Raw genomic sequence first — 19,588 nt, 5'->3', positions numbered from 1 at the left:
CCCAATTTAAAACGGAGCCCGGCGCGGGGCCGGGCTCCGTTCTCCTCGGGGGGATGGGTGGACTATTTGGGTGCCTGCCCCGGCCTGCCGTGGCCGCCGCCGTTGAGCAGGCCGCCCTCGGCCGCCTTGATGATCGCGTCCGCTTCGGCCTGGGTGAGCTTGCCGGCCTTCACCGCTTCGGCCATCCGGGTCTTGAGCTGGTCCAGGTGGTTGGCTCGGGTGTCCGGCCGTGTCTGGCCCTCGCCCCTCTTGGCCTCGGCCTCGGTGCGCATCTGCTCACGTACCTTGGTCAAGGCGTCAGACACCTTGCTCGGTTCCAAACCGAGCTCTTTGGCTAGCGCCTCGGCCAGTTTTTGCTGGCGTTCCTCGCCGCCAGGGTGGGAGATGGACTGGTTGTTCCGACTCTCGGCCCAGGCCACGGTGGGAGCCGCGATTCCAAGCGCCAATACGCCGGAGGTACCGAGGATCAGCAGGGTCTTCTTTGACATCCGATTCACCATGCCTATGACGATTACTCGCCGAATCTCGGATTACCGTCAAATGAACCTGATAGTTTTCCCAGCTTGACCCCAATATTCCCAGCGATCGCGCAGCAATCTACAGGTCAAGTCGCATGAGCACCTTGGTTGCACATGCGCTGAGCACTTCCTGGGCATCGAAGCCGAGGCTCTCAATCGCCACCAAAGCGGTCAGTGCCACGTCGGCAAGCTCGTCGGCCACCTCACGGTCGGTGTGGGTGATGCCCTTTCGCGGGTTCTGCCCGATGAAACCGATCCATGCCTGAGCAACCTCTCCCGCCTCCTCGGTGACCTTGAGGATGCGCAGGGTCTGTTGCTGGCGATCGTTGCCGTGATGGGAGTCGAGCCACCGCGCCGCGGTCTTGACCGCCTGGGTCACCATTTCCATGCTCTGGTCAACCCTTGACCGAGCCGATTTGGGTCGCAGCGGTCATCGCTACACAGGTGACGGTTTTGCGGCCCTTGTTCCAGTCGGTCTCCCGAGGACCAAGGAAGTAGATGTCGCTCACCTTGGCGAGGGTGGCCGGGGAGGTGTACTCCCTGACAATCGGCTCGCATTTCTCCGCAGCCTGCGCCGTGACGCCCTCCTCACCGGGGTAGATCGTGCCGCCGATGATGAACTCGCCCGCCACCTCGCCTTCGTGCGCCTGGTTGCAGGGCACCGCGGTCACGGTGAACAGGACATCCGGCAGCTGCAACGACTTGATGCAGTCACCGGCCTTGAGGTCGGTGATCGCCACGTTTCCTTCGGCGGTGACATTGCCGGTCAGATCGCGCTTGGCTTCCTGATATTCGGTGTAGAACACGGCACCGGCGATAGCGAGGATCCAGAGCACGCTGATGAGCAACCCCGCTATCGCATAGCCCCTGCCGCTCTGGCCATTTCGCTCGATCTGGCGCAGGCCGACCAAGCCGAAAATGATGGACAGCAGGAGGAGCCCGCCGACGCAGAAGCTGAGAATGAACGAAGCCACCGCGAAGCCGTTGACGCCCGCCGAGGGCACCGCCTGGGGCGAGAGCAGCTGGGTATAGGGCTGGGCATGCGGCGCCGGCACATAGGGCGCCGGCCCGGGCACCGGGTCGTCGTAACCCGGCTGGTTATAGGACGCGTAAGCCGGACCTGGAAGCGGCGAACCTGGTGTTATCGGCGGGTCGTGATAGGGCCGATAAGGTTCCCGATTCCCCGGATATTCGGGAGGTTCAGTGGTCACGGCCGGGAAGCCTAACAGCGACTCCCGCCTATGTCAGTCCCCTGATCAGGGCTTGCCAAGCTCCTGCCAGGACGACTCGGAAACGTCCACATCGTAGTGTTCGGCCGCCACGAGAATGTTCTGAAAAGCCAGATCGCGTTCCTTGTCGGTCACGTCTTCCACCTGATCGAAGCGGGCCAGCGCGTTGCGCACGTGGTCGGCGTCGGTGAGCGGCTCCTTGCGCTTGTCCGGGAAGGCGAACACGCTGTCGGGCAGATCGTTGCGCTCCTTGGTGGAGAGCTCGCCATGCTCCTCATGTGGCTTCCAGGTGGTCTTCATGTCCCGTGCCTACCCGCCTGCGGCCGATCCGAAACTCGGTCATGATGAGCCCGTGACTGAAGTGGCGCGGGCGAGTGGTGTGGAAATCGAAGCGGCCCTGCGGGTTTGGCAACGCGCGAATACGGCTCGGGGCAAAACGCCGACCGAGCCCCGCATAGCCCGAGTGAGGGAGAAGCTGGCCGATCCCGAGGCGCTAATTATGGTGGCGCGCAAGGAGAATGCTGTCGTCGCGATGGCGCTGGCGGAGCCGGGCTGGGAAGCGGCCGACCTGTGCCATCTGTCCATGCTGTTTGTCGACCCCGATCGGTGGGGCACCGGAATCGGCAGGCAGCTGCTCGACGCCGTCGTCGAGGCTGCCGCTCTCCAGGGCCGTCCCCGCGTCCAGGTCTGGACCGGCAGCGCCAACCACCGCGCGAAAAACCTCTACCTGAGCGCCGGCTTCGCCCCCACCGGCGAAGTAAAGCGGCTCGCCGAGGGCGAAGAAATCCTCCACCTCGTGCGATAGCAAATCCGCGGCGACGCTATCGCGTCGCGATCTTGAAGGCACGCCCTTCGCCTTCAAGATCACGGCGTGATCGCGTTGCCCTCCAGGCGGATTTGCCGCGCGTTGCTTCGCACGCGCCAGCAGTAGAGCGACGGACGAGTCGATCTCTACGCCGGATTCTGTGCCAGCGCCGTAACGCTGGCGGCGGCCATCCATCTCGGCCCGCCGTTGCCAGCGGGCTCTTGCGGCCTACCCGTGAACTCGGGCGGGCAGCCCTCAAGCGCTCACGCGGGCTCTTCCCCCGTGAGGGAAGGACCCTTCTTGGCCTTGCTCCGGGTGGGGTTTACCGAGCCACGACGGTCGCCCGCCGTGCTGGTGAGCTCTTACCTCACCGTTTCACCCTTACCCGCGACCAGCTGGCCGCGGGCGGTCTGTTTTCTGTGGCACTTTCCCGCGGGTCGCCCCGGGTTGCCGTTAGCAACCACCCTGCCCTATGGAGTCCGGACGTTCCTCGGCGATGTCAAAAGGCATCGACGCGGCCGCCCGATCGACTCGTCCGTCGCCTATCCATGCTACAAACCTCGGGTCATGGATTTCTCGCAGGCACTCCTCCTCGTGGCGGCCGGGACGATTACCGGTGCCGTCAACGCTGTGGCCGGGGGTGGGTCGCTGCTCACCTTCCCCGCTTTGCTCTCGGTGGGGTTGCCGCCGGTCCAGGCGAGCGTGACAAATTCGGTCTCGGTGGCATTCGGATACATCGGCGGCGTCGCCAGCACCCGTAAAGACCTGGCCGGGCAGACCGTTCTGAAGCAGCTGGTCCCCGCCGCGATCCTGGGCACTTTGACAGGGTGTTTTCTTTTACTGGGTACCCCGGAAAAGCTCTTCGATTGGATAGCCCCGAGCCTCGTCCTGGTGGCGACGGTGGTGATGGCGGCACAGGAGTTCCTCACCAAACGCCTGGCCCAACCGCAGGACCAGCCGAAGTGGGCCAAAGTGGCGGCGGTCTTCGCGATTGGCGTCTACGGCGGCTACTTCATCGCAGCGATCGGCGTGATTATCATGGCCGTGCTCGGTTTGGTGCTCAATGACCAGATTCGGCGGATGGTGGCCACGAAGAATGTGATCCAGCTCTCCATCGGCGCGGTCGCCGCGACTACCTTCGCCCTTTTCGGGCCGGTGGCGTGGACAGCGGTGGCGGCCCTGGTGCCGGGCACCATTCTGGGCGGCTTCCTGGGCGGGCATTTCGGCCGCCGCCTCGACGCCAAAGCCGTGCGCTGGGTCGTGGTCGCGTTCGGGCTGCTGGTATCCGCCGTGCTGTTCGCTCGGGCGATCTGACAGGATCGCCCAATGGGCTTCGACTCCAGCACTCTTCCCGACGTGAGCGGTCTCGTCGTCGGGATCCTCGGCGGAACAGGCGACCAGGGCCGGGGATTGGCCATCCGGCTCGCCCAGGCCGGGCAGCGGATCCTGATCGGTTCGCGGGTGGCTGAGCGCGCCGCGGCGGCCGCCGCCGAGATCGCGGAGCTGGCCGGAGGAAGTGTCGAGGGCGGCTCCAACGCCGACGTGTCCGCGCGCTCAGACCTCGTCATCATCGCGGTACCCTTTGCCGGGCATGCGGACACGCTGCGCGAGTTGGTGGAACCGTTGCGCGGCAAGATAGTCATCGACTGCGTGAACCCGCTTGGCTTCGGCAAGCAGGGCCCGTATCCGTTGGAGGTTGAGGAAGGAAGCGCGGCCGAGCAAGCCGCGGCGATCCTTCCCGAGTCGCGGGTGACCGCGGCCTTCCACCACGTGAGCGCCGAGCTGCTGGCCAATCTCGAGGTCGCCGAGATGGACCTCGACGTGCTCGTGCTGGGCGAGGACAGGGAAGCGGTGGCCCAGGTCCAAGCACTCGCCGGGCGCATCAAAGGAATCCGCGGCGTGCACGCCGGCCGCTTGCGCAACGCGGGCCAGGTCGAGGCGCTCACCGCGAACCTGATCGTCATCAACAAGCGCTACGGCGTACACGCCGGAATCAGAATTACTGATTTGTAGGCAGAGAATTAGAAAGTGTGTTCGGGGCCGGGGAACACGCCGCCGCGGACTTCTTGGGCGAAGGCTTGGGCCGCGTCGGTGAGTGTGGTGGCCAGCTGGGCGTATTGCTTGACGAAGCGCGGCGTGGGGCCGCCACCCGTGCGCAGGCCGGCCATGTCCTGCCAGACCAGCACCTGGGCGTCGGTGTCGGGGCCTGCGCCGATGCCGATGGTGGGAATGGGCACCTCGGCGGTGATCTGCTTGGCCACCTCGCCCGGAACCATCTCCAGCACGACGGCGAAGGCACCCGCTTCGGCGCACTCGTGGGCCTGCTCGACCAGGATTTTGGCCTGCTCGCCGCGACCCTGCACCCTGTACCCACCGATCTGGTGCTCAGACTGCGGGGTGAACCCGATGTGGGCCATTACCGGAATCCCCGCGCCGGCGATCGCTTCGATCAGCGCGGGACGCGCCCCCTCCAGCTTGATCGCGTGACACTGCGCCTCTTTCATGAAGCGCACCGAGGTGCGGATGGCCTGAGTCGTGCCTTCTTCGTAGGAGCCGAACGGGAGGTCGCCCACCACAAGGGCGCGCTTGGTGGCGTTGACGACGGCGCGTACCAAGGGGAGAAGCTCGTCAACGGTCACCGGGAGGGTGGTCTCGTAACCGAAGACGTTGTTGGCGGCGGAGTCGCCGACGAGGAGCACGGGAATGCCCGCCTCGTCGAAGATGCGTGCGGTGTACTGGTCGTAGGAGGTGAGCATCGCCCACTTCTCGCCACGCTCCTTGGCCTGCAACAGGTGGCGGGTGCGCACCCGTTGCCCGGCCGGCCCGCCGTAGAGGGAGGCCACACTGTCTGACATTGCTGTCTCCTTTCGCCTCGAGGCCGCGCACGCGGTCCCCGGGTCTATCCAGGATGCTAGCCCGAAATCTCCCTGAAACGGTTAGTGATCGGCAGGCGCCTATCCCGGCCGAAGGATTTGAACGAAATTTTGGTACCGGGCGCGGACTGGCGGCGCTTGTATTCCGCCCCGTCGACCAGGCGGAGCACCTTGTCGACGAGAGCCGGCTCATGGCCCTTGGCCACCAGGGAATCCCGGCCCAGGTCTGCGTCGATGTAGTCGGCGAGGATCAGGTCGAGCTTGTCGTATTCGGGAAGCGAGTCGGTGTCGAGCTGACCCGGGCGCAGCTCGGCGCTGGGCGGTTTGGTGATGGACGACTCCGGTATCACCGGGCTCACCGTGTTGCGCCAGCGCGCCAGCTTCCACACCAGCGTCTTGGGCACGTCCTTGAGCGGGTTGTAGGCGCCGACCGAGTCGCCGTAGAGAGTGGAATAGCCGACCGCCAGCTCGCTCTTGTTGCCCGTGGTCAGCACCAGGTGACCCTCCTGATTGGACACGGCCATCAGGATGACGCCGCGGACGCGGGCCTGAAGGTTCTCCACGGCAAGCCCGGAGAGGTTGAGGTTGGCCAGGAACGCGTCCACCATGTGCTGGATGGGCTCGACCCGGTAGTCGATGCCGAGGTTGGTGGCGAGCGCTTCGGCGTCGTCGCGGGAGTGCTGCGACGAGTGCCCGCTGGGCATGGAGATGCCGACGACGTTGGCCCCGCCGAGCGCATCTGCGGCGATGGTGGCCACCACCGCCGAGTCGATGCCGCCGGAGACGGCGATCAGCGCTGACTTCGCGCCGTTCTTGTGGATGTAGTCACGCAGCCCGAGCACGAGCGCCGCCCAGATCTCGGCCTCGTCTTCCAAACGCGCGGCGATGCCGGCGCTCGCCGGCGCGGTGGGCTCGCCCCATGCGGTCTGGATTTCCACACGCTCGATGGACATCGGCAGGTCGCTCGGATAGAACTCGGCGGTGGCCTCGGGCAGGGTGAGGTCGTGGACGAGCAGAGCCTCGGCGAGCTGCGGGCCGCGCGCCAGCAGGGTGCGGTCGGGCGCCACGATCATCGAGTCGCCGTCGAAAACCAGCTCGTCCTGCCCGCCAACGGTGTTGACATAGGCCACGATCGCGCCGGCCTCGGCCGCGCGGCGCTGCACGAGCGGGAGACGCTGGTCGTCCTTGTTCAGCTCGTAGGGGGAGGCGTTGATGTTCACCACGAGCCCGACCTGTGCCGCGGCGGCCACCGCGAATGGGCCGCCTGCCTGCCAGATGTCCTCGCAGACGGTCAGCGCGATGTCCACATTGGAGCCGTCGAGCAGCCCGGCCCGCAGGACGGTCAGGGACTTGCCCGGTACAAAATAACGGTCTTCGTCGAAGACGCCGTAGTTGGGCAGATGGTGCTTGAAGTAGCGGGCCGCCACCCGGCCGCGATGCAGCACCGCCAAAGCGTTTCGCGGGCCTATGGTCGCGGTGGAATCTGAGCCGAGTTTGGCTGGACCGTCGGCGTCGAGGTAACCCACGATCACCGCCAGCTCGCCGAAGCCGTCGGTCACCAGCTCTGCGGCCAGGCGCTGCACGGCTTGGCGGGAAGCCGCGACGAACGACTCGCGGAAGACCAAGTCTTCCACCGGGTAACCGGTCAGCACCATCTCGGTGAAGGCGACGAGCTGCGCCTGCTGGGCCGCGGCTCGCGCCGTCCACTCCCTTACCAGCAGGGCATTGCCCGCCAAATCGCCGACGGTCGGGTTCACCTGGGCCAGAGCCAGCCGCAAATTCGCCATAAGGCAAGTTTCCCACTGCCGCGGGTGAAGTTGGCCACGAGGATGGCGAAGCTATGCCGAACGTCTCACGGCTGCGCCTGTTCCAGCTCGGTCATCTTCGGCTGGCCCAGATGGACCCGGATGTCATCGACGAGCTGAGCCACCTTGCGATCGGCCACATTCACCTTGTACTGGTTCAGGGTTACGCCGATGAGGAACCTGTTCGTATCGGTGGTAACCACGTAGTAGTAGATGGCGCCGCGCTCCACATCGAAGACGAGCCGGATCAGATCGCCGGTGTTCAGCGGCGCCAGTTCCGCGTTGAGCTTGCGGCACAGCGCATTCAAGGCCTTGCCCTGCCGGTGGTATTCCTCGCGCCGTTGATAGGGCTCGACAACCTCGTGATAGCGCTCAAGCTCGGGATGATCGAGCAGATCGAGCGACATGATGGGCTGGCCGTCCACGTAATAGGCGACATACTGCAGATCGTCGATGCTCATCCGCTCGATAATCTTGGTGATCAAAGGACCGTGGGTGGGCGACCGGAAGTGGGCGAAGCGCTCAATCTTGACCTGGCTCGGGTCGGCCGGCGCGGTCGGTGCGGGCAGTTCGACCGGCACGTCGAAGCGGCCGCGGCCGAAGTAGAGCCCGCCCAGGGACCCGATGAGCAGGCCGATGCCGAGCGCGAAACCTCCGACGATGCGCGAAACCAGCCCGTTGTCGTTGCTGAGCTGATCGGGCGCGGTCATCAGCACGTAGCCGAGCGCGGCCACCAGCAGACCGGAAGCCATCAGGCCCACCGACATGATGATGCGCGCCGTCATCCGGACCGGCCGGACGTAGTAGAGCGCCAGCGCGATCGGGCCCACGATGGCGACCAGGCTCAACGCCAGGGTGTAGTCGTAGGCCTCGTGCTTGATGCGCGACGCGACGAACTCGCTGACGATCGGCAGGAGCAGCGAAGCCCCGAGGAACACTGACAGACGCCGGGCCCAGTTCGTGGTCATGACTGTCCTTTGTGAGGGGTAGGACAGTGAAGTTACCGGATGCTAGCGACCCCGGGTCAGCCTGCTCAGCGTCAGATCCACCAGCTTGATGGGATCGATGGCCGCGATGGCTTCCACCGGGCCGACCTGCTTGAGCACGGAGATCACCTGGCCGACGCGGCCCAGGGTGAGGTACCCGGCGGAGGTGCGGCCGCTGCCGGTGAGGGTCAGCTTGAGCGAGTAGGTGGTGGTGTCGTCGCGTACCACGGTCGCCATCACCCGAACCGGCGCTCCATCGACGGTCGTGGAGAAGTCGCGGCACCCGTTGCCCATCCTGCGCAGCTCCAGCATCGTCTGCTGTGCGCCGTCGCCGGCGAAGGTGGTCAGCAGCTGGGTGAGCGGGGCCGGGCCGCCTATCTCCGACGTGGCCTGGTCGGTCGCCTCCGGGTGGGAGAGCACCCGGGCGGCCGCCTCCCGCAGCAGCGCCCCCGGATCAAGCAGTCCAGCGCATCGTTCGGTGGTCGGGGCGACGCGGTGAACCGTAGCCTTGGAGGCGGAGGCATAGGGCGTGGGCAGGTCTTCGACCTTGAGCAGTGCCTGCTGGAGCTCGGGCTGGGTGGCGAAACGGGTGTTCGGCTCCGGCGGCGCGGGCGACGGGGCGGCGGCTGCCGGCCGGGGCGTGTCGCGGGCACCGAGCACTCCGGCGAGGGTCAGCGCTGAAAGCAGCGCTACCCCCAGCAGGGTGCCGTTGGCCAGCGTCCGACGTGGGATCACTACCGTCCAACGCGGCTTGGCGGAGGCGGGTTGCGCCGATCGCGACTTCATTCGAGGCGTAACGTGCGCGTAACACCGGTTTGAAAGGGTGGGGCCGTGGATCGTCAACAGGAGTTTGTCCTTCGCACACTCGAAGAACGCGACATCCGGTTCGTGAGACTGTGGTTCACGGATGTGCTGGGCACGCTCAAGTCGGTGTCGGTGGCGCCGGCCGAGCTTGAGGCCGCCTTCGATGAGGGCATCGGGTTCGACGGTTCCGCGATCGAAGGTTTCGCGCGGATCTACGAGTCCGACATGATCGCGATGCCCGATCCCACCACATTCCAGGTCTTCCCGTTCGAGGGTGGTTCCTCGGGAGAAAGCGCCCGGATGTTCTGCGACATCCTCATGCCCGACGGCACCGCCTCCTGGGCCGACCCGCGGCATGTGCTGCGCCGCGCGCTGTCGAAGGCCGCCGACAAGGGCTTCACCTTCTACACCCATCCCGAGATCGAGTTCTTCCTGCTGGAGGACGGGCCGATCGATGGCAGCGTGCCGATTCCGGTCGACGCCGGCGGCTATTTCGACCACACCACCCACGCCGTGGCCCGCGATTTCCGCCGCCAGGCGGTGCTGGCCCTGGAGCGCATCGGCATTTCGGTGGAGTTCAGCCACCACGAGGTCGCGCCCGGCCAGCAGGAGATCGACCTGCGTTACGCCGACGCCCTCACCACGGCCGACAACATCATGACCTTCCGGCATGTGATGCGGGAGGTGGCGCTGACCCATGGGGTGCGGGCGACCTTCATGCCCAAGCCGTTCACCGACCAGCCCGGCAGCGGTATGCACACGCACCTGTCGCTGTTCGAGGGCGAGCGCAACGCCTTCCACGATCCGGCCGACCCGCACAAGCTGTCGAAGACGGCGAAGGCTTTCATCGCTGGGGTTCTCGTGCACGCGCGCGAGTTCACGGCGGTCACCAACCAGTGGGTCAACTCGTACAAACGCCTTTTCCCGCAAGCGATTCCGGATCGGATCACGGAGGCGCCGGCCTTCGTCTGCTGGGGGCATCTGAACCGGTCGGCGCTGGTTCGGGTACCCGCATATGGCAAACCCAACTCAGCGCGGGTGGAGGTGCGCTCGCTCGACTCCGCCACCAACCCCTATCTGGCCTTCGCTGTGCTGCTGGGGGCCGGGCTGAAGGGGATAGAGGAGGGTTACGAGCTGCCGCCCGGGGCCGAGGACGACGTGTGGTCCCTGTCCAGTGCCGAGCGGCGGGCGATGGGCTATTCGGCGCTTCCGGAGAACCTCTCCGAGGCGATCGAGGTGATGGCCGGGTCGGAGCTGGTGGCCGAGGTCCTCGGCGAGCACGTCTTCGACTTCTTCCTGCGCAACAAGCGGGCGGAATGGGAGGAATACCGCCCCCAGGTCACGCCTTACGAGCGGATGAAATACCTGGGCGCGCTGTAGTACCGTGCCGGGCATGTTCGAGGACTTGATCACGGGTGCCTGGCAGAGCGTGGTGTTCGGCATGGCCGGCATCGCCCTGATGGCGGTGGGATTCGTCGTGGTGGACCTGCTCACCCCGGGCCGGCTGCGCGAACTCATCTGGATCGACCGCAGCTCCAACGCGGCACTTCTCCTGGCAGCCAACCAGCTTGGCATAGCGGCGATCGTCTTCACCGCGATCTTCACCAGCTACGGCGAGTTCGGCAAGGGGCTGGCGTCGACTGTCCTTTTCGGGCTCATCGGGATAGGGCTCATGGCGGGTGCCTTCTATCTGCTGGACTGGCTCACCCCCGGCAAGCTCGGCGAGCTGATGGCCGAGAGTGAGCCGCATCCAGCGGCGAAGGTGGTCGCGGCCTCCCACTTCGGGGCCGCGCTCATTGTCTGCGCCTGTATTTCCTGACGGGGAAACTGTCTACTTTAGATTCGAGTGTCTCGCTCTACGATCCGTTCGCGCTCGACGGAACGGTCCGGGGTCACCACCGGCCGCTCGTCGACAATCGGGGTGTGGTCGCGGGTCACCACGGTGCGACGCCGTGGCCCCCAGATCACTGTGGTCATGAACAGCCCGATCGCGCCGGCCAGCATCATGATCCAGCCGACGACGTCCAGGTCCAGCCAGCCAATCGACACGTTCAGGGCGAAGGTGAGGATTGCGCCGACCGCGATGAGCAGGATGCTTGCGCCGATGCCCACGACGGGTCTCCTTTCAGCGACGTTTGATGTCGCTGAGAGGCTTACCCCGAGAAGGCGTGTTTGACTCACGCGGCCGCCGGGGAACCCCATGGACATGACTGTTGCGGGAATTCTGTCGGCCATCGTCGTTGGCCTCATCATCGGTGCTCTCGGTCGCCTGGTGCTTCCGGGACGCCAGAACATTCCGATTTGGCTGACGATGGTCGTCGGCATCGTCGCGGCGCTGCTTGGCACAGCGATCGCCAGAGGAGCAGGACTGGCCGACACAGACGGCGTGGACTGGGTCGAGATTTTGATTCAGGTCGCCCTCGCCGCCGTCGGCGTGGCTTTGGTGGCCGGGTTCTCCGGCCGTCGCAGCATCACCTGACCAACAGGCCGTTGGCCTTCACCACCGGTACCGACAGCGTCTTATAGCCGACCTGGTCAAAGAGAATAGTCATCTTGTCCTCGGCATACGACATCACCATTCCGGCACCCCATTGCGGGTGCCGGACGGTGCTGTGCACGGGGAAAGGCTGGTCTTCGGTGACCGCCTCCTCGACGACGGTGCCCGAGGCGCAGTTGTCACAGTGGTTGCAGGCACTGGCCATGTGCTCGCCGAAGTAGGCAAGCAATTCCCGGGTGCGGCAGCCCTTCGCCTGGGCGAAGCCCAGCATCATCTCGATGCGCGAATTCTGCATGGCACTGCGGCGGTCGGCTTCGGCCACGGCGGCGCGAGCCGCTTCGGCCGGGCTCATCCCCGACGCCCCGATGTCTTCCAGCAAACCTATTAACTGCGCGATTTTCTTGGTACTGCGCACAGGCCCGCTTTGCAGCGCGGTGGCCAGCCGTTCCAGCTCATGGGCGTCCGGGCGGCCGCCGTTGAAGAAACGGGTCAGCCCGGTGTCCTCGTGCTGCCACAGCAGAAGCGCGCGCGACTGCTCGCCGTCGCGTCCGGCCCGGCCTATCTCCTGCAGATAGCTGTCGGGGGAGTCGGGCAGGGCCAGGTGGGCCACCCAGCGGATGTCGGGCTTGTCTATCCCCATGCCGAAGGCGGAAGTGGCCACCATGACGGGCACGTCGCCGCTGAGGAACTCCTCGTGCAGCTGCTCGCGCGGGCCGGTGGACATGCCACCGTGATAGGAACGGGCCTTAAACCCCGCCGCGGTCAGCTTCTTGGCCAGGTCTTCCGCCTTGCGCCGGGTCGGCACGTAGACGATGCCCTGGCCGGGATCGGTCTGCAGCAGGCTGGTCAGGCGGCGCCAGCGCACCTCCTCGGTCGGGCAGTGGCCGACCTCGAGGAAGAGGTTCGGTCTGTCCAAGCCGGACACCAGAACCTTGGGTTTGCGCAAGCCGAGCCGCAGGCTGATGTCCTCGCGCACCGGCGGCGAGGCGGTGGCCGTCAGCGCCACCACGGGCGGGCGGCCCAGGTCGCGGATGAACTGGCCCAGCGACAGATAGTCGGGCCGGAAGTCGTGTCCCCAGGTCGAGATGCAGTGGGCCTCGTCGACAGCGACCAGGCCCGGCTTGAGCGCCTTGACCGCGGCCAGCCTGTCCGGGCGGCTGAGCTGCTCCGGGGTGATGAACAGGTAACGGGCGCGCTTCTCGTGCAAGGCGATCAGGGCTTGGTCCTGCTGGCGAGGGGTTTCAGCGGAGCTGATCCGCACAGCGCCTATCCCTCGCTCGTTCAGATTGGCGATCTGATCCTGCTGCAGCGCCAGCAACGGTGAGATGACGATGGTCGGACCGCTGAGCAGGGTCGCCGGCACCTGATAGATGGCGGATTTGCCGCCACCGGTCGGGAGCACCACCAGGACGTCCTGCCGTTTCAGGATCGCCTTCATCGCGGTCAGCTGGGTCTTACGCAGCTTGCGCCAACCGAAATGGTTCCTGGCGGCGCGCTTCAGTTTCAACGAGGGGAACAACATCACGGCACACGTTACCCCGGACTTGGAGCTCTCACTTGGCGGATCCGCGGTGTTGGCGGGCCGCCGGGTGAGCTCCTTGTCCGCCGGCTCATGGAGAATCAATGTGTGACGGTCTTGGTGGTTCTGGGAGTTGCGGGAAGCGGGAAAAGCACGGTCGGTGCGGCGTTAGCTGCACGAATGGGGGTGCCGTTCGCGGATGGGGACGATCTGCATCCTCGGTCCAACGTGGAAAAAATGGCGGCCGGACGTCCGCTTTCCGACACCGATCGGTGGCCCTGGCTCGACCGAATCAGATCATGGATGTCCGACCATGATCCATCTGTGGTTGCCTGTTCGGCTCTCAAACCGGGCTACCGCGACCGCCTTCGCCCGGCCCAATTCGTCTACCTGAAAATTGGCCGAGAGCTGGCTCAGGAGCGGCTGACCGGGCGGTTTGGCCACTTCTTCAAGGCCGACCTGCTGGACAGCCAGTTCGCTGCGCTGCAGGAGCCGGGGCCGGAAGAGCTCGATGTGCTGACCATCGACTCCACCGCCTCAGTGGAAGACCTTGTCCAATTCATCATCGACAATGTCTCTGGCCTCGCGTCGGGTCAGTCCCAGCTCCCGGGCCAATAGCGCGTAGCTGTGCGCCTCGCGGCGCAGGCGTTCCCGGGAAGGCGAGCCGGTTCCCTGCGCCACCGTGGTGCCGTGCCTCGGCCTGGTCTGCACCAACCCGGCCGTCTCGAGCTCCCGATAGGCGTGGGCCACCGTGTTGACGGCCAGGCCGAGATCGGCCGCGAGCTGCCGGATGGTCGGCAGCTTCGTGCCGGCCGGGAGTTTCTCCGACGCGATCTTCTTGGCTATCTGGGTTCGGATCTGCTCGTAGACCGGGACATCGCTCGCAGCGTCAACCTTGACGATCATCCGTACAAGGTAACCTGAGGAAATGGATCATTTGGAGCTGGCGCTGTGGCGTGAGCGCGTCGCCCAGATTCATCTGTCCGACCTGGACCTGGAGGGGTTTCGCCGGGCCAAGGATGAGCTCTTCGCCACACACCCGCAGTCTCCGGTCGACCCGGCCGGATTCACCGGCCTGCGTTACTTCCCGCCCACCGCCGAGCTCATCTTCGAGGCGGCGGTCCATCCGGCGCAGGGAACCATAGAAATCGACACCGGCGACACCGATGGCGTCGTCAGCTACACCCGGGCCGGCCTCGTGCAGACCCCGTTGGGCCCGCTGACCCTGTGGTGGGTCAAGGCCTACGGCGGCGGGCTGTTCCTTCCCTTCCGCGACAACACCTGCGGTGTGGAGTGTTACGGCGGCGGCCGCTATCTCACCGACACCGTGAAGGGCACCTTCGGCCGAGGCGTCACCGTGCTCGGCCCGGCCCGGGTCCGACTCGACTTCAACTATGCCTACAATCCCTCGTGCGCTTACAGCGATGCCTGGGTTTGTCCTTTAGCCCCAAGGGAAAACTGGCTCGACGCGCGAATCGCGGCCGGTGAGATGAACTACCATGGGTGATCACTGTCCACAATGGAGGTAGGTACCGCCGTGGTTGAGATCGGCAAGCTGGCTGAAGCAGACAGGCCCGCTTGGGAAGCGCTGTTCCGCGCCTATATCGACTTCTATGAACGCACCCTTCCCGATGCCATGTACGACCGGGCGTGGGCGGCGTTCCAGCAGGACACCCAGATGCACGCGCTAGGGGCGAAGATCGATGGCAGGCTGGTAGGCATAACCCACTTTCTCAAGCACGCCAACACTTCCGCCTATGATGTCTGCTACCTGCAAGACCTCTTCACCGCCCCCGACGTCCGGGGCAAGGGAGTGGCGCGGGCGCTGATCGCCGCGGTCACCGAATGGGCGCGCGAACAGGAATGCAGCCGGGTCTACTGGCAGACTCACGAATCCAACACCACCGCACGCCGGCTTTACGACCAGGTCGCCTTAAACCGCGGCTTTATCGTCTACCAGATCACGCTTTAGAGCACGCGCGCACAGCCGGCTATGAGCTTGGCGCGAAGCTGCCCGGCGCGGGCGGCGAAGTCACGCTGCTGCCGGACATATTCGGCCCGCCCGTCCGCGGTCTCGATCGGCAGCGGTTCGACCCCCATCGAGCTCAGGTCATATGGGCTGGCTCGCATGTCCAGCAGCCGGATTTGCGCTGCGAGCTCGAAGCAGTCGGCGACCAGCTCGCTGGGAACCAGCGGGGAAAGCTTGTAGGCCCAGCGGTAGACGTCCATGTTGGCGTGCAGGCAGCCCGGCTGCTCGTGCTGCGCCTGGGTCTCACGTGTCGGCTGGAGCTGGTTGAGCGGGCGGGCGGCCGGGGTGAAGAAGCGGAACGCGTCAAAGTGACTGCACCTGACCTTTATCTCCTCCACCAGATCGGCCGTGCCGGCCGGGCCCAGCCGAAGGGGCATCCGGTTGTGCCGTGTCTGGGCCGGGTCCTGGCGGTAGACCATCGCCCACTCGTGCATCCCGAAGCAGCCGTAGTGCGGTTGCCGGGAAGCGGTCGCCACCAGCAGGTCGTGGATCCAGGAGCTGGCCTGCCCGCGCTTGGCCAGCACCGCTTGCCGGTCGAGGGTGAGGTTTCCGGCGGTGTCCATGGTGTACTCCGGGCCGAACTCGGCCGGGTCGGCCTGTGCCAAGGCGACGCCGGGGCCGGGGTGCCAGCGTCTGAGCTGACCCGGGCGGTAGGAGTAATAGGTGAAGAGGAAGTCGGCCACCGGGTGCTTCTCGCCATTGCGCCGCCGCTGCAGGTGGTCGCCGACCAGAGCGTCGACACGTTCGGTGTGCCGGCGCCGCCGCTGCGTCCACTCCTGGCGGGGGAGAATCACCGGTCAAGGGTAGCTTTCGGCGGGTGGACCCGTGCCAGCGTGCCAAAGTCGTCCACTGTGGACGATCACTGGCCGGCCGCCTGGCCTCGGGGATGAAATCGGTCAAGGGGTGCGGAACAGCGCTGGAGGGCGAGTCCAGGACATCTGCCGCCCCGAGGGGATCGTAGATTGGTCGGGTGCGGATAGCTCGTTTCGTTCATTCAGGCGGTATGGCATTCGGTGTGGTCGAGGGCGAGACGATCGTCGCCATCGAGGGCCACCCGTTCGGGGAGATCAAACATACGGATCAGCGATGGGCGGTCGCCGACGTCCGGCTGCTCTCTCCGATCCTGCCGAGCAAGGTGGTCTGTGTCGGGCGTAACTACGCCGAGCACGCCGCTGAGCACGGCTCAGAGGTGCCAAAGGAGCCCCTGCTGTTCCTCAAGCCGTCCACGTCGGTTATCGGCCCACGCGACGTGATCAGGCTGCCTCCGCAGTCCAAGCAGGTGGAGCATGAGGCCGAGCTGGCGGTGGTGATCGGGGCGGCCGGGGCGCGGCGCGTGGATCGGGCCAACGCCCACACGGCGATCTTCGGTTACACCTGCGCCAACGATGTCACCGCCCGGGACCTGCAGCGCTCCGACGGCCAGTGGACGAGAGCCAAGGGCTTCGACTCGTTCTGCCCGATCGGGCCCTGGATCACCACGGACGTCGACGTCAGCGATGTCGAGGTGCGCTGTGAGGTCAACGAGGAGGTTCGCCAGCTGGGCCGAACCAAGGACATGGTCTTTGATGTGCCCACCCTCATCGCCTATGTGTCGCACATCATGACCCTGCTTCCGGGTGACGTGATCCTCACCGGAACCCCGGCCGGGGTGTCGCCGCTCAACAGTGGAGACATGGTCAGCGTGCGTATTGGCGGGCTGGGTGAGCTGCACAATCCGGTCATGACACTCTGAGTGGAGTATGGATTTGGTGCGCTGGGTGCGGTCGGGTAAAGTTCATCCCCGGCACGCGGTTCTGGCGTGCTGATGGGGTATGGGGTAATTGGCAGCCCAACTGATTCTGGTTCAGTTAGTCTAGGTTCGAGTCCTGGTACCCCAGCGGGCATGTCCCGCTGGACTTTTGTTAGTGTCTAGCGAGCAACTCCTAGGGCCCCGTCGTCTAGCGGCCTAGGACGCCGCCCTCTCAAGGCGGTAGCGAGGGTTCGAATCCCTTCGGGGCTACGCGGTCAGAGGTCCCGCATCACCTGGTGATGCGGGACCTCTGCTTTATCCAATCAGGACGCGGGCCAGGGCGACCTGATCGCCCTGGTCGGTGCCGGCCATGAGGCACAGCCCGGTCAGCGGGCCCGTCTGCGGGCCGCCGGCCTTCTTCGCGAACTTCAGGTCGACATAGGCGGCGAAGGTCAGGTTGCCGGGAGCGCCCGCGGTGGCCCGCTTAAACAGGGGATCGTCGGCGAGCTTGCCGCCGGCCGTGAAACCCGCGCTCTTGGCGGTGAGGGTGGTGCCCTCGACCGACACCGTCAGGTCGGGGGAAATCTCCTTCAGCGAGCTGATGGTGTCGGCAGAAGGTGCCTTCGCCAGGGCGGCCACGATGCTCAGCGCCGGCTTGTCGGCGACACCCGTCATCGAGATCGCCACGGTGGCCCCGGAAAGGGTTTGCAGGACCGCGTCGATGTCCGGGCCCGCGCCGCCCGTCGCGCCGCCGCCCAGCAGTTCCTCGACCCGCTTCTCCTCCGCCTCGGTCAGCTCGTCCTTGCTGAACAAGGCGTCCAGCTCCTTCTGCTCGGCCGGGCTGAGATCCGGGCCGAATCCAGACGTCTTGTCCATCAGCTCGGTGAGCCTCGCCTCCTCCGCGGGAGTCAGCTTGTTTTGGAGATCCTTGCTCATGAGCTCATTGAGCTCAGTCTGCTCCTGGGGACTCAGGCCGCCTCCGCTCGGTCCCAGGCCCATTCCCCCGATGAGCGCCGCGCTTAGCGGTATCCCGGCCAGCGGCGACTCGCTAAGGCCGCTGGGAAGGCTTGCCACCGCGGCGATCTCGGACCCGGCAGGCAGCGCGCCCAGGCGGGCGATGGCGTCACCGATAGCCGCTGTCTGAGTGGGCTCGGCCCCAAAACTGCGTGACCGCACCAGGATGGCGTCCTGTTCTATCCGGGCGCCGCCGATCACCCTGCCCTTGAACGTCTTGCTCAGGTCACCCAGATCTTCTCCCGCCGGGAGCAGGTCTTTGCTGAACTTGTCGGCCAGCCGGCCCAGCCCACCGAGGTCGGCGTAGGCCACGACTATCTGGTCGTCGGCCAGCCATTTGCGTGCGGTGGAGAAGTCGGCCTGGGCCGACAATGGGCTCTTGGCGGCTTCCGCGTCGGCGGCTTCCGCGGCGCGCTGAGCCTGCTTGCCGCCGACGGCAATCAGCGCGTACCCGTCGCGGACGACGAATCCCATGCCTTGGCTCGACTTGTCCCGGATGCGTGTCAGCCCGGCCGTGGCGGCCTTGTCGTCTTCGCTTGAGATGGCCAGCAGGCCATAGGTTTCGCCCTGCGGGTCAGACCACGCGCCGAGCGCCAGCCGGGAGCCGAGCCAGCTGGTGATGTCGCGCTTGGGCTCGATTCCCTTGATTTCGAGCTTCTCCAGCAGCTTCTCGATGCTTGCTTTGGGATCGGCGTCGCCGGAGTGATCGGGGAACTTCTTGACCAGCTTGACCAACTTAACTGTTTGGTCAGCGCTTGGCGTGAGATCTATAGAGATATAGGCGACAGCGGACGCGGGGAAACGCTCCGCGGGCTGGCCGCCACCAAAAAGGAGGCGGTAGCCGATGAAGGCGCCGACGCCTAACACCAGTGCCACGGCTACCGCTCCTGCGAGTATCACCGGGGTCTTGCTGCGCCGCACGGAAAGCGTCTCGGTGCCGGTTTCGGCTTCGAGCACGGGTGCGGCTTCGGCCAGAGGTTCTGCTCCGGCCAGAGGTTGGGGTTCGGTCACGAATCGCAGGATAGGCGGCTAAGCCTTTGATCGTTGTCCCGTCAAGGGGCGCTCGTCCTATAGGCCGGAGAGGCGTTGGCCCGCGCGGACGACGGCCATCGCATGCCGGTCGCCGGGACGGCGGCCCAGCCGCTCGATCGGGCCGGAGACGCTGATCGCGGCGATGACCCTTCCCGTGCGGTCACGGATCGGCGCGCTCACCGAGGCAACGCCGGCCTCGCGCTCGGCCACGGATTGGGCCCAGCCTCGGCGTCGGACCTCGGCTAGCGTGCGGCCGGTGAACCGGCAGCGCGGTAGTAGAGGCATGACCGCCTCCGGTGGCTCCCAAGCCAAAAGGATCTGAGCCGCCGAACCGGCCGTCATGGGCAGGATCGCGCCCACCGGAACGGTATCGCGAAGCCCGCTGGCCCTTTCCGCCGCCGCGACACAGACGCGCTCATCGGCCCGCCGAAGGTAGAGCTGTGCGCTTTCGCCGGTGGCGTCCCGTAATGCGGCGAGCAGGGGATCTGCCGCGGTCAATAGCACGTCGGGAGCGGCGTTGGCCAACTCGCCAAGGCGTGGGCCGGGGCGCCACCGCCCATGCGTGTCTCGCACCAGAATCCGGTGTATTTCCAGCGCTTGCGCCAGGCGGTGCGCCGTTGCCCGCGGCAGCTTGGTGCGCTCGACAAGTTCAGCAAGTGACGCGCCATCAACACAGGCGGCAAGGATCACGACCGCCTTGTCAAGCACGCCAACGCCAGACATACTGTGTCCCACACACCGAAACATA

Annotated in this window: 24 protein-coding genes, 2 tRNA genes and 1 other RNA gene; 12 read left to right on the top strand and 15 right to left on the bottom strand. The window is 65.9% G+C overall.

Translation table 11 applies throughout. The features are described 5' to 3' along the window. Positions 1-62 precede the first annotated feature (62 nt). From Rhe02_RS12875 to Rhe02_RS12860, 4 genes are all read right to left on the bottom strand, one after another. A complete protein-coding gene (locus Rhe02_RS12875) occupies positions 63-488 on the bottom strand; it encodes a hypothetical protein (RefSeq protein WP_239123739.1) in 426 nt (141 codons plus the stop codon). Positions 489-597: 109 nt separating this feature from the next. Next, complete coding sequence (locus Rhe02_RS12870) at positions 598-906, bottom strand: MazG-like family protein (protein WP_203908401.1); 309 nt, start codon at positions 904-906, stop codon at positions 598-600. Between the two features lie 7 nt (positions 907-913). Then, positions 914-1,729 (bottom strand): DUF4190 domain-containing protein, encoded by an 816-nt coding sequence (locus Rhe02_RS12865; RefSeq protein ID WP_203908400.1) that lies wholly within the window; start codon positions 1,727-1,729, stop codon positions 914-916. Between the two features lie 45 nt (positions 1,730-1,774). Next, the gene (locus Rhe02_RS12860; RefSeq protein ID WP_203908399.1) at positions 1,775-2,047 is read right to left on the bottom strand and encodes a DUF6582 domain-containing protein; all 273 of its coding nucleotides are present in this window, start codon (positions 2,045-2,047) and stop codon (positions 1,775-1,777) included. Positions 2,048-2,099: 52 nt separating this feature from the next. On the opposite strand from Rhe02_RS12860, the gene Rhe02_RS12855 reads away from it, so the two are divergent. Further along, positions 2,100-2,552, top strand: coding sequence for a GNAT family N-acetyltransferase (locus tag Rhe02_RS12855; RefSeq protein WP_203908398.1), 453 nt, complete (start codon positions 2,100-2,102; stop codon positions 2,550-2,552). A 131-nt stretch (positions 2,553-2,683) separates the two neighbouring features. On the opposite strand, the gene rnpB is transcribed toward Rhe02_RS12855, so the two are convergent. Beyond that, an RNA gene (gene rnpB, locus Rhe02_RS12850) (RNase P RNA component class A) lies at positions 2,684-3,086 on the bottom strand. A gap of 33 nt (positions 3,087-3,119) precedes the next feature. Between rnpB and Rhe02_RS12845 the strand changes: the two genes are divergently transcribed. Both Rhe02_RS12845 and npdG read left to right on the top strand, forming a co-directional pair. Then, a complete protein-coding gene (locus tag Rhe02_RS12845) occupies positions 3,120-3,866 on the top strand; it encodes a sulfite exporter TauE/SafE family protein (protein WP_203908397.1) in 747 nt (248 codons plus the stop codon). Positions 3,867-3,878: 12 nt separating this feature from the next. Further along, complete coding sequence (npdG, locus tag Rhe02_RS12840) at positions 3,879-4,565, top strand: NADPH-dependent F420 reductase (protein ID WP_203908396.1); 687 nt, start codon at positions 3,879-3,881, stop codon at positions 4,563-4,565. An 8-nt stretch (positions 4,566-4,573) separates the two neighbouring features. Here npdG and panB read toward each other — a convergent pair whose 3' ends face one another. The 4 genes from panB to Rhe02_RS12820 all read right to left on the bottom strand — a co-directional run bounded on the left by panB (position 4,574) and on the right by Rhe02_RS12820 (position 8,951). Next, positions 4,574-5,407 (bottom strand): 3-methyl-2-oxobutanoate hydroxymethyltransferase, encoded by an 834-nt coding sequence (gene panB, locus Rhe02_RS12835; RefSeq protein ID WP_203908395.1) that lies wholly within the window; start codon positions 5,405-5,407, stop codon positions 4,574-4,576. 56 nt (positions 5,408-5,463) lie between these two features. Next, complete coding sequence (locus tag Rhe02_RS12830; RefSeq protein ID WP_203908394.1) at positions 5,464-7,212, bottom strand: NAD+ synthase; 1,749 nt, start codon at positions 7,210-7,212, stop codon at positions 5,464-5,466. Positions 7,213-7,277: 65 nt separating this feature from the next. After that, entirely contained in the window at positions 7,278-8,198 is a 921-nt protein-coding gene (locus Rhe02_RS12825) for a hypothetical protein (protein WP_203908393.1), read from the bottom strand. A gap of 42 nt (positions 8,199-8,240) precedes the next feature. Next, complete coding sequence (locus tag Rhe02_RS12820) at positions 8,241-8,951, bottom strand: hypothetical protein (protein ID WP_203908392.1); 711 nt, start codon at positions 8,949-8,951, stop codon at positions 8,241-8,243. A gap of 96 nt (positions 8,952-9,047) precedes the next feature. Between Rhe02_RS12820 and glnA the strand changes: the two genes are divergently transcribed. Together glnA and Rhe02_RS12810 are read left to right on the top strand one after the other, a co-directional pair. Further along, positions 9,048-10,400, top strand: a complete 1,353-nt coding sequence (gene glnA, locus Rhe02_RS12815; protein WP_203908391.1) for a type I glutamate--ammonia ligase — start codon at positions 9,048-9,050, stop codon at positions 10,398-10,400. Between the two features lie 13 nt (positions 10,401-10,413). After that, positions 10,414-10,839, top strand: a complete 426-nt coding sequence (locus Rhe02_RS12810; protein ID WP_203908390.1) for a DUF350 domain-containing protein — start codon at positions 10,414-10,416, stop codon at positions 10,837-10,839. A 17-nt stretch (positions 10,840-10,856) separates the two neighbouring features. On the opposite strand, the gene Rhe02_RS12805 is transcribed toward Rhe02_RS12810, so the two are convergent. Beyond that, the gene (locus Rhe02_RS12805) at positions 10,857-11,132 is read right to left on the bottom strand and encodes a DUF6458 family protein (protein ID WP_203908389.1); all 276 of its coding nucleotides are present in this window, start codon (positions 11,130-11,132) and stop codon (positions 10,857-10,859) included. Between the two features lie 94 nt (positions 11,133-11,226). On the opposite strand from Rhe02_RS12805, the gene Rhe02_RS12800 reads away from it, so the two are divergent. After that, the gene (locus tag Rhe02_RS12800) at positions 11,227-11,499 is read left to right on the top strand and encodes a GlsB/YeaQ/YmgE family stress response membrane protein (protein ID WP_203908505.1); all 273 of its coding nucleotides are present in this window, start codon (positions 11,227-11,229) and stop codon (positions 11,497-11,499) included. On the opposite strand, the gene Rhe02_RS12795 is transcribed toward Rhe02_RS12800, so the two are convergent. Then, on the bottom strand, positions 11,492-13,039 hold the full coding sequence (locus Rhe02_RS12795; protein ID WP_203908504.1) for a RecQ family ATP-dependent DNA helicase: 1,548 nt from the start codon (positions 13,037-13,039) through the stop codon (positions 11,492-11,494). The two genes, Rhe02_RS12800 and Rhe02_RS12795, sit on opposite strands and share 8 nt — an antisense overlap. A 105-nt stretch (positions 13,040-13,144) precedes the next feature. Between Rhe02_RS12795 and Rhe02_RS12790 the strand changes: the two genes are divergently transcribed. Then, entirely contained in the window at positions 13,145-13,654 is a 510-nt protein-coding gene (locus Rhe02_RS12790) for a gluconokinase (protein ID WP_239123738.1), read from the top strand. On the opposite strand, the gene Rhe02_RS12785 is transcribed toward Rhe02_RS12790, so the two are convergent. Further along, positions 13,574-13,942 (bottom strand): GntR family transcriptional regulator, encoded by a 369-nt coding sequence (locus Rhe02_RS12785; protein ID WP_203908387.1) that lies wholly within the window; start codon positions 13,940-13,942, stop codon positions 13,574-13,576. The genes Rhe02_RS12790 and Rhe02_RS12785 overlap by 81 nt on opposite strands. Before the next feature lie 22 nt (positions 13,943-13,964). On the opposite strand from Rhe02_RS12785, the gene Rhe02_RS12780 reads away from it, so the two are divergent. Together Rhe02_RS12780 and Rhe02_RS12775 are read left to right on the top strand one after the other, a co-directional pair. Continuing rightward, complete coding sequence (locus tag Rhe02_RS12780) at positions 13,965-14,543, top strand: DUF1684 domain-containing protein (RefSeq protein ID WP_203908386.1); 579 nt, start codon at positions 13,965-13,967, stop codon at positions 14,541-14,543. Positions 14,544-14,573: 30 nt separating this feature from the next. Next, a complete protein-coding gene (locus Rhe02_RS12775; RefSeq protein WP_203908385.1) occupies positions 14,574-15,008 on the top strand; it encodes a GNAT family N-acetyltransferase in 435 nt (144 codons plus the stop codon). Here the strand turns inward: Rhe02_RS12775 and Rhe02_RS12770 are convergent. Continuing rightward, positions 15,005-15,859 carry a 3-methyladenine DNA glycosylase gene (locus Rhe02_RS12770; protein ID WP_203908384.1) on the bottom strand — a complete coding sequence of 285 codons (855 nt, stop codon included), beginning with the start codon at positions 15,857-15,859 and terminating at the stop codon, positions 15,005-15,007. The genes Rhe02_RS12775 and Rhe02_RS12770 overlap by 4 nt on opposite strands. A gap of 176 nt (positions 15,860-16,035) precedes the next feature. Between Rhe02_RS12770 and Rhe02_RS12765 the strand changes: the two genes are divergently transcribed. From Rhe02_RS12765 to Rhe02_RS12755, 3 genes are all read left to right on the top strand, one after another. After that, complete coding sequence (locus Rhe02_RS12765) at positions 16,036-16,797, top strand: fumarylacetoacetate hydrolase family protein (RefSeq protein ID WP_203908383.1); 762 nt, start codon at positions 16,036-16,038, stop codon at positions 16,795-16,797. A 73-nt stretch (positions 16,798-16,870) separates the two neighbouring features. Beyond that, a tRNA-Gln gene (locus tag Rhe02_RS12760) sits at positions 16,871-16,942 on the top strand. 49 nt (positions 16,943-16,991) lie between these two features. Continuing rightward, a tRNA-Glu gene (locus Rhe02_RS12755) sits at positions 16,992-17,064 on the top strand. A 45-nt stretch (positions 17,065-17,109) separates the two neighbouring features. On the opposite strand, the gene Rhe02_RS12750 is transcribed toward Rhe02_RS12755, so the two are convergent. After that, positions 17,110-18,819, bottom strand: coding sequence for a hypothetical protein (locus Rhe02_RS12750; RefSeq protein ID WP_203908382.1), 1,710 nt, complete (start codon positions 18,817-18,819; stop codon positions 17,110-17,112). A gap of 57 nt (positions 18,820-18,876) precedes the next feature. After that, complete coding sequence (locus Rhe02_RS12745; protein WP_203908381.1) at positions 18,877-19,563, bottom strand: IclR family transcriptional regulator; 687 nt, start codon at positions 19,561-19,563, stop codon at positions 18,877-18,879. Positions 19,564-19,588: the final 25 nt, after the last annotated feature.

This window comes from Rhizocola hellebori, assembly GCF_016862955.1.
In the GTDB taxonomy this organism is placed as follows: domain Bacteria; phylum Actinomycetota; class Actinomycetes; order Mycobacteriales; family Micromonosporaceae; genus Rhizocola; species Rhizocola hellebori.
The sequence above is the reverse complement of the archived record's forward strand: the minus strand, read 5'-3'. Positions and strand labels throughout refer to the sequence as shown.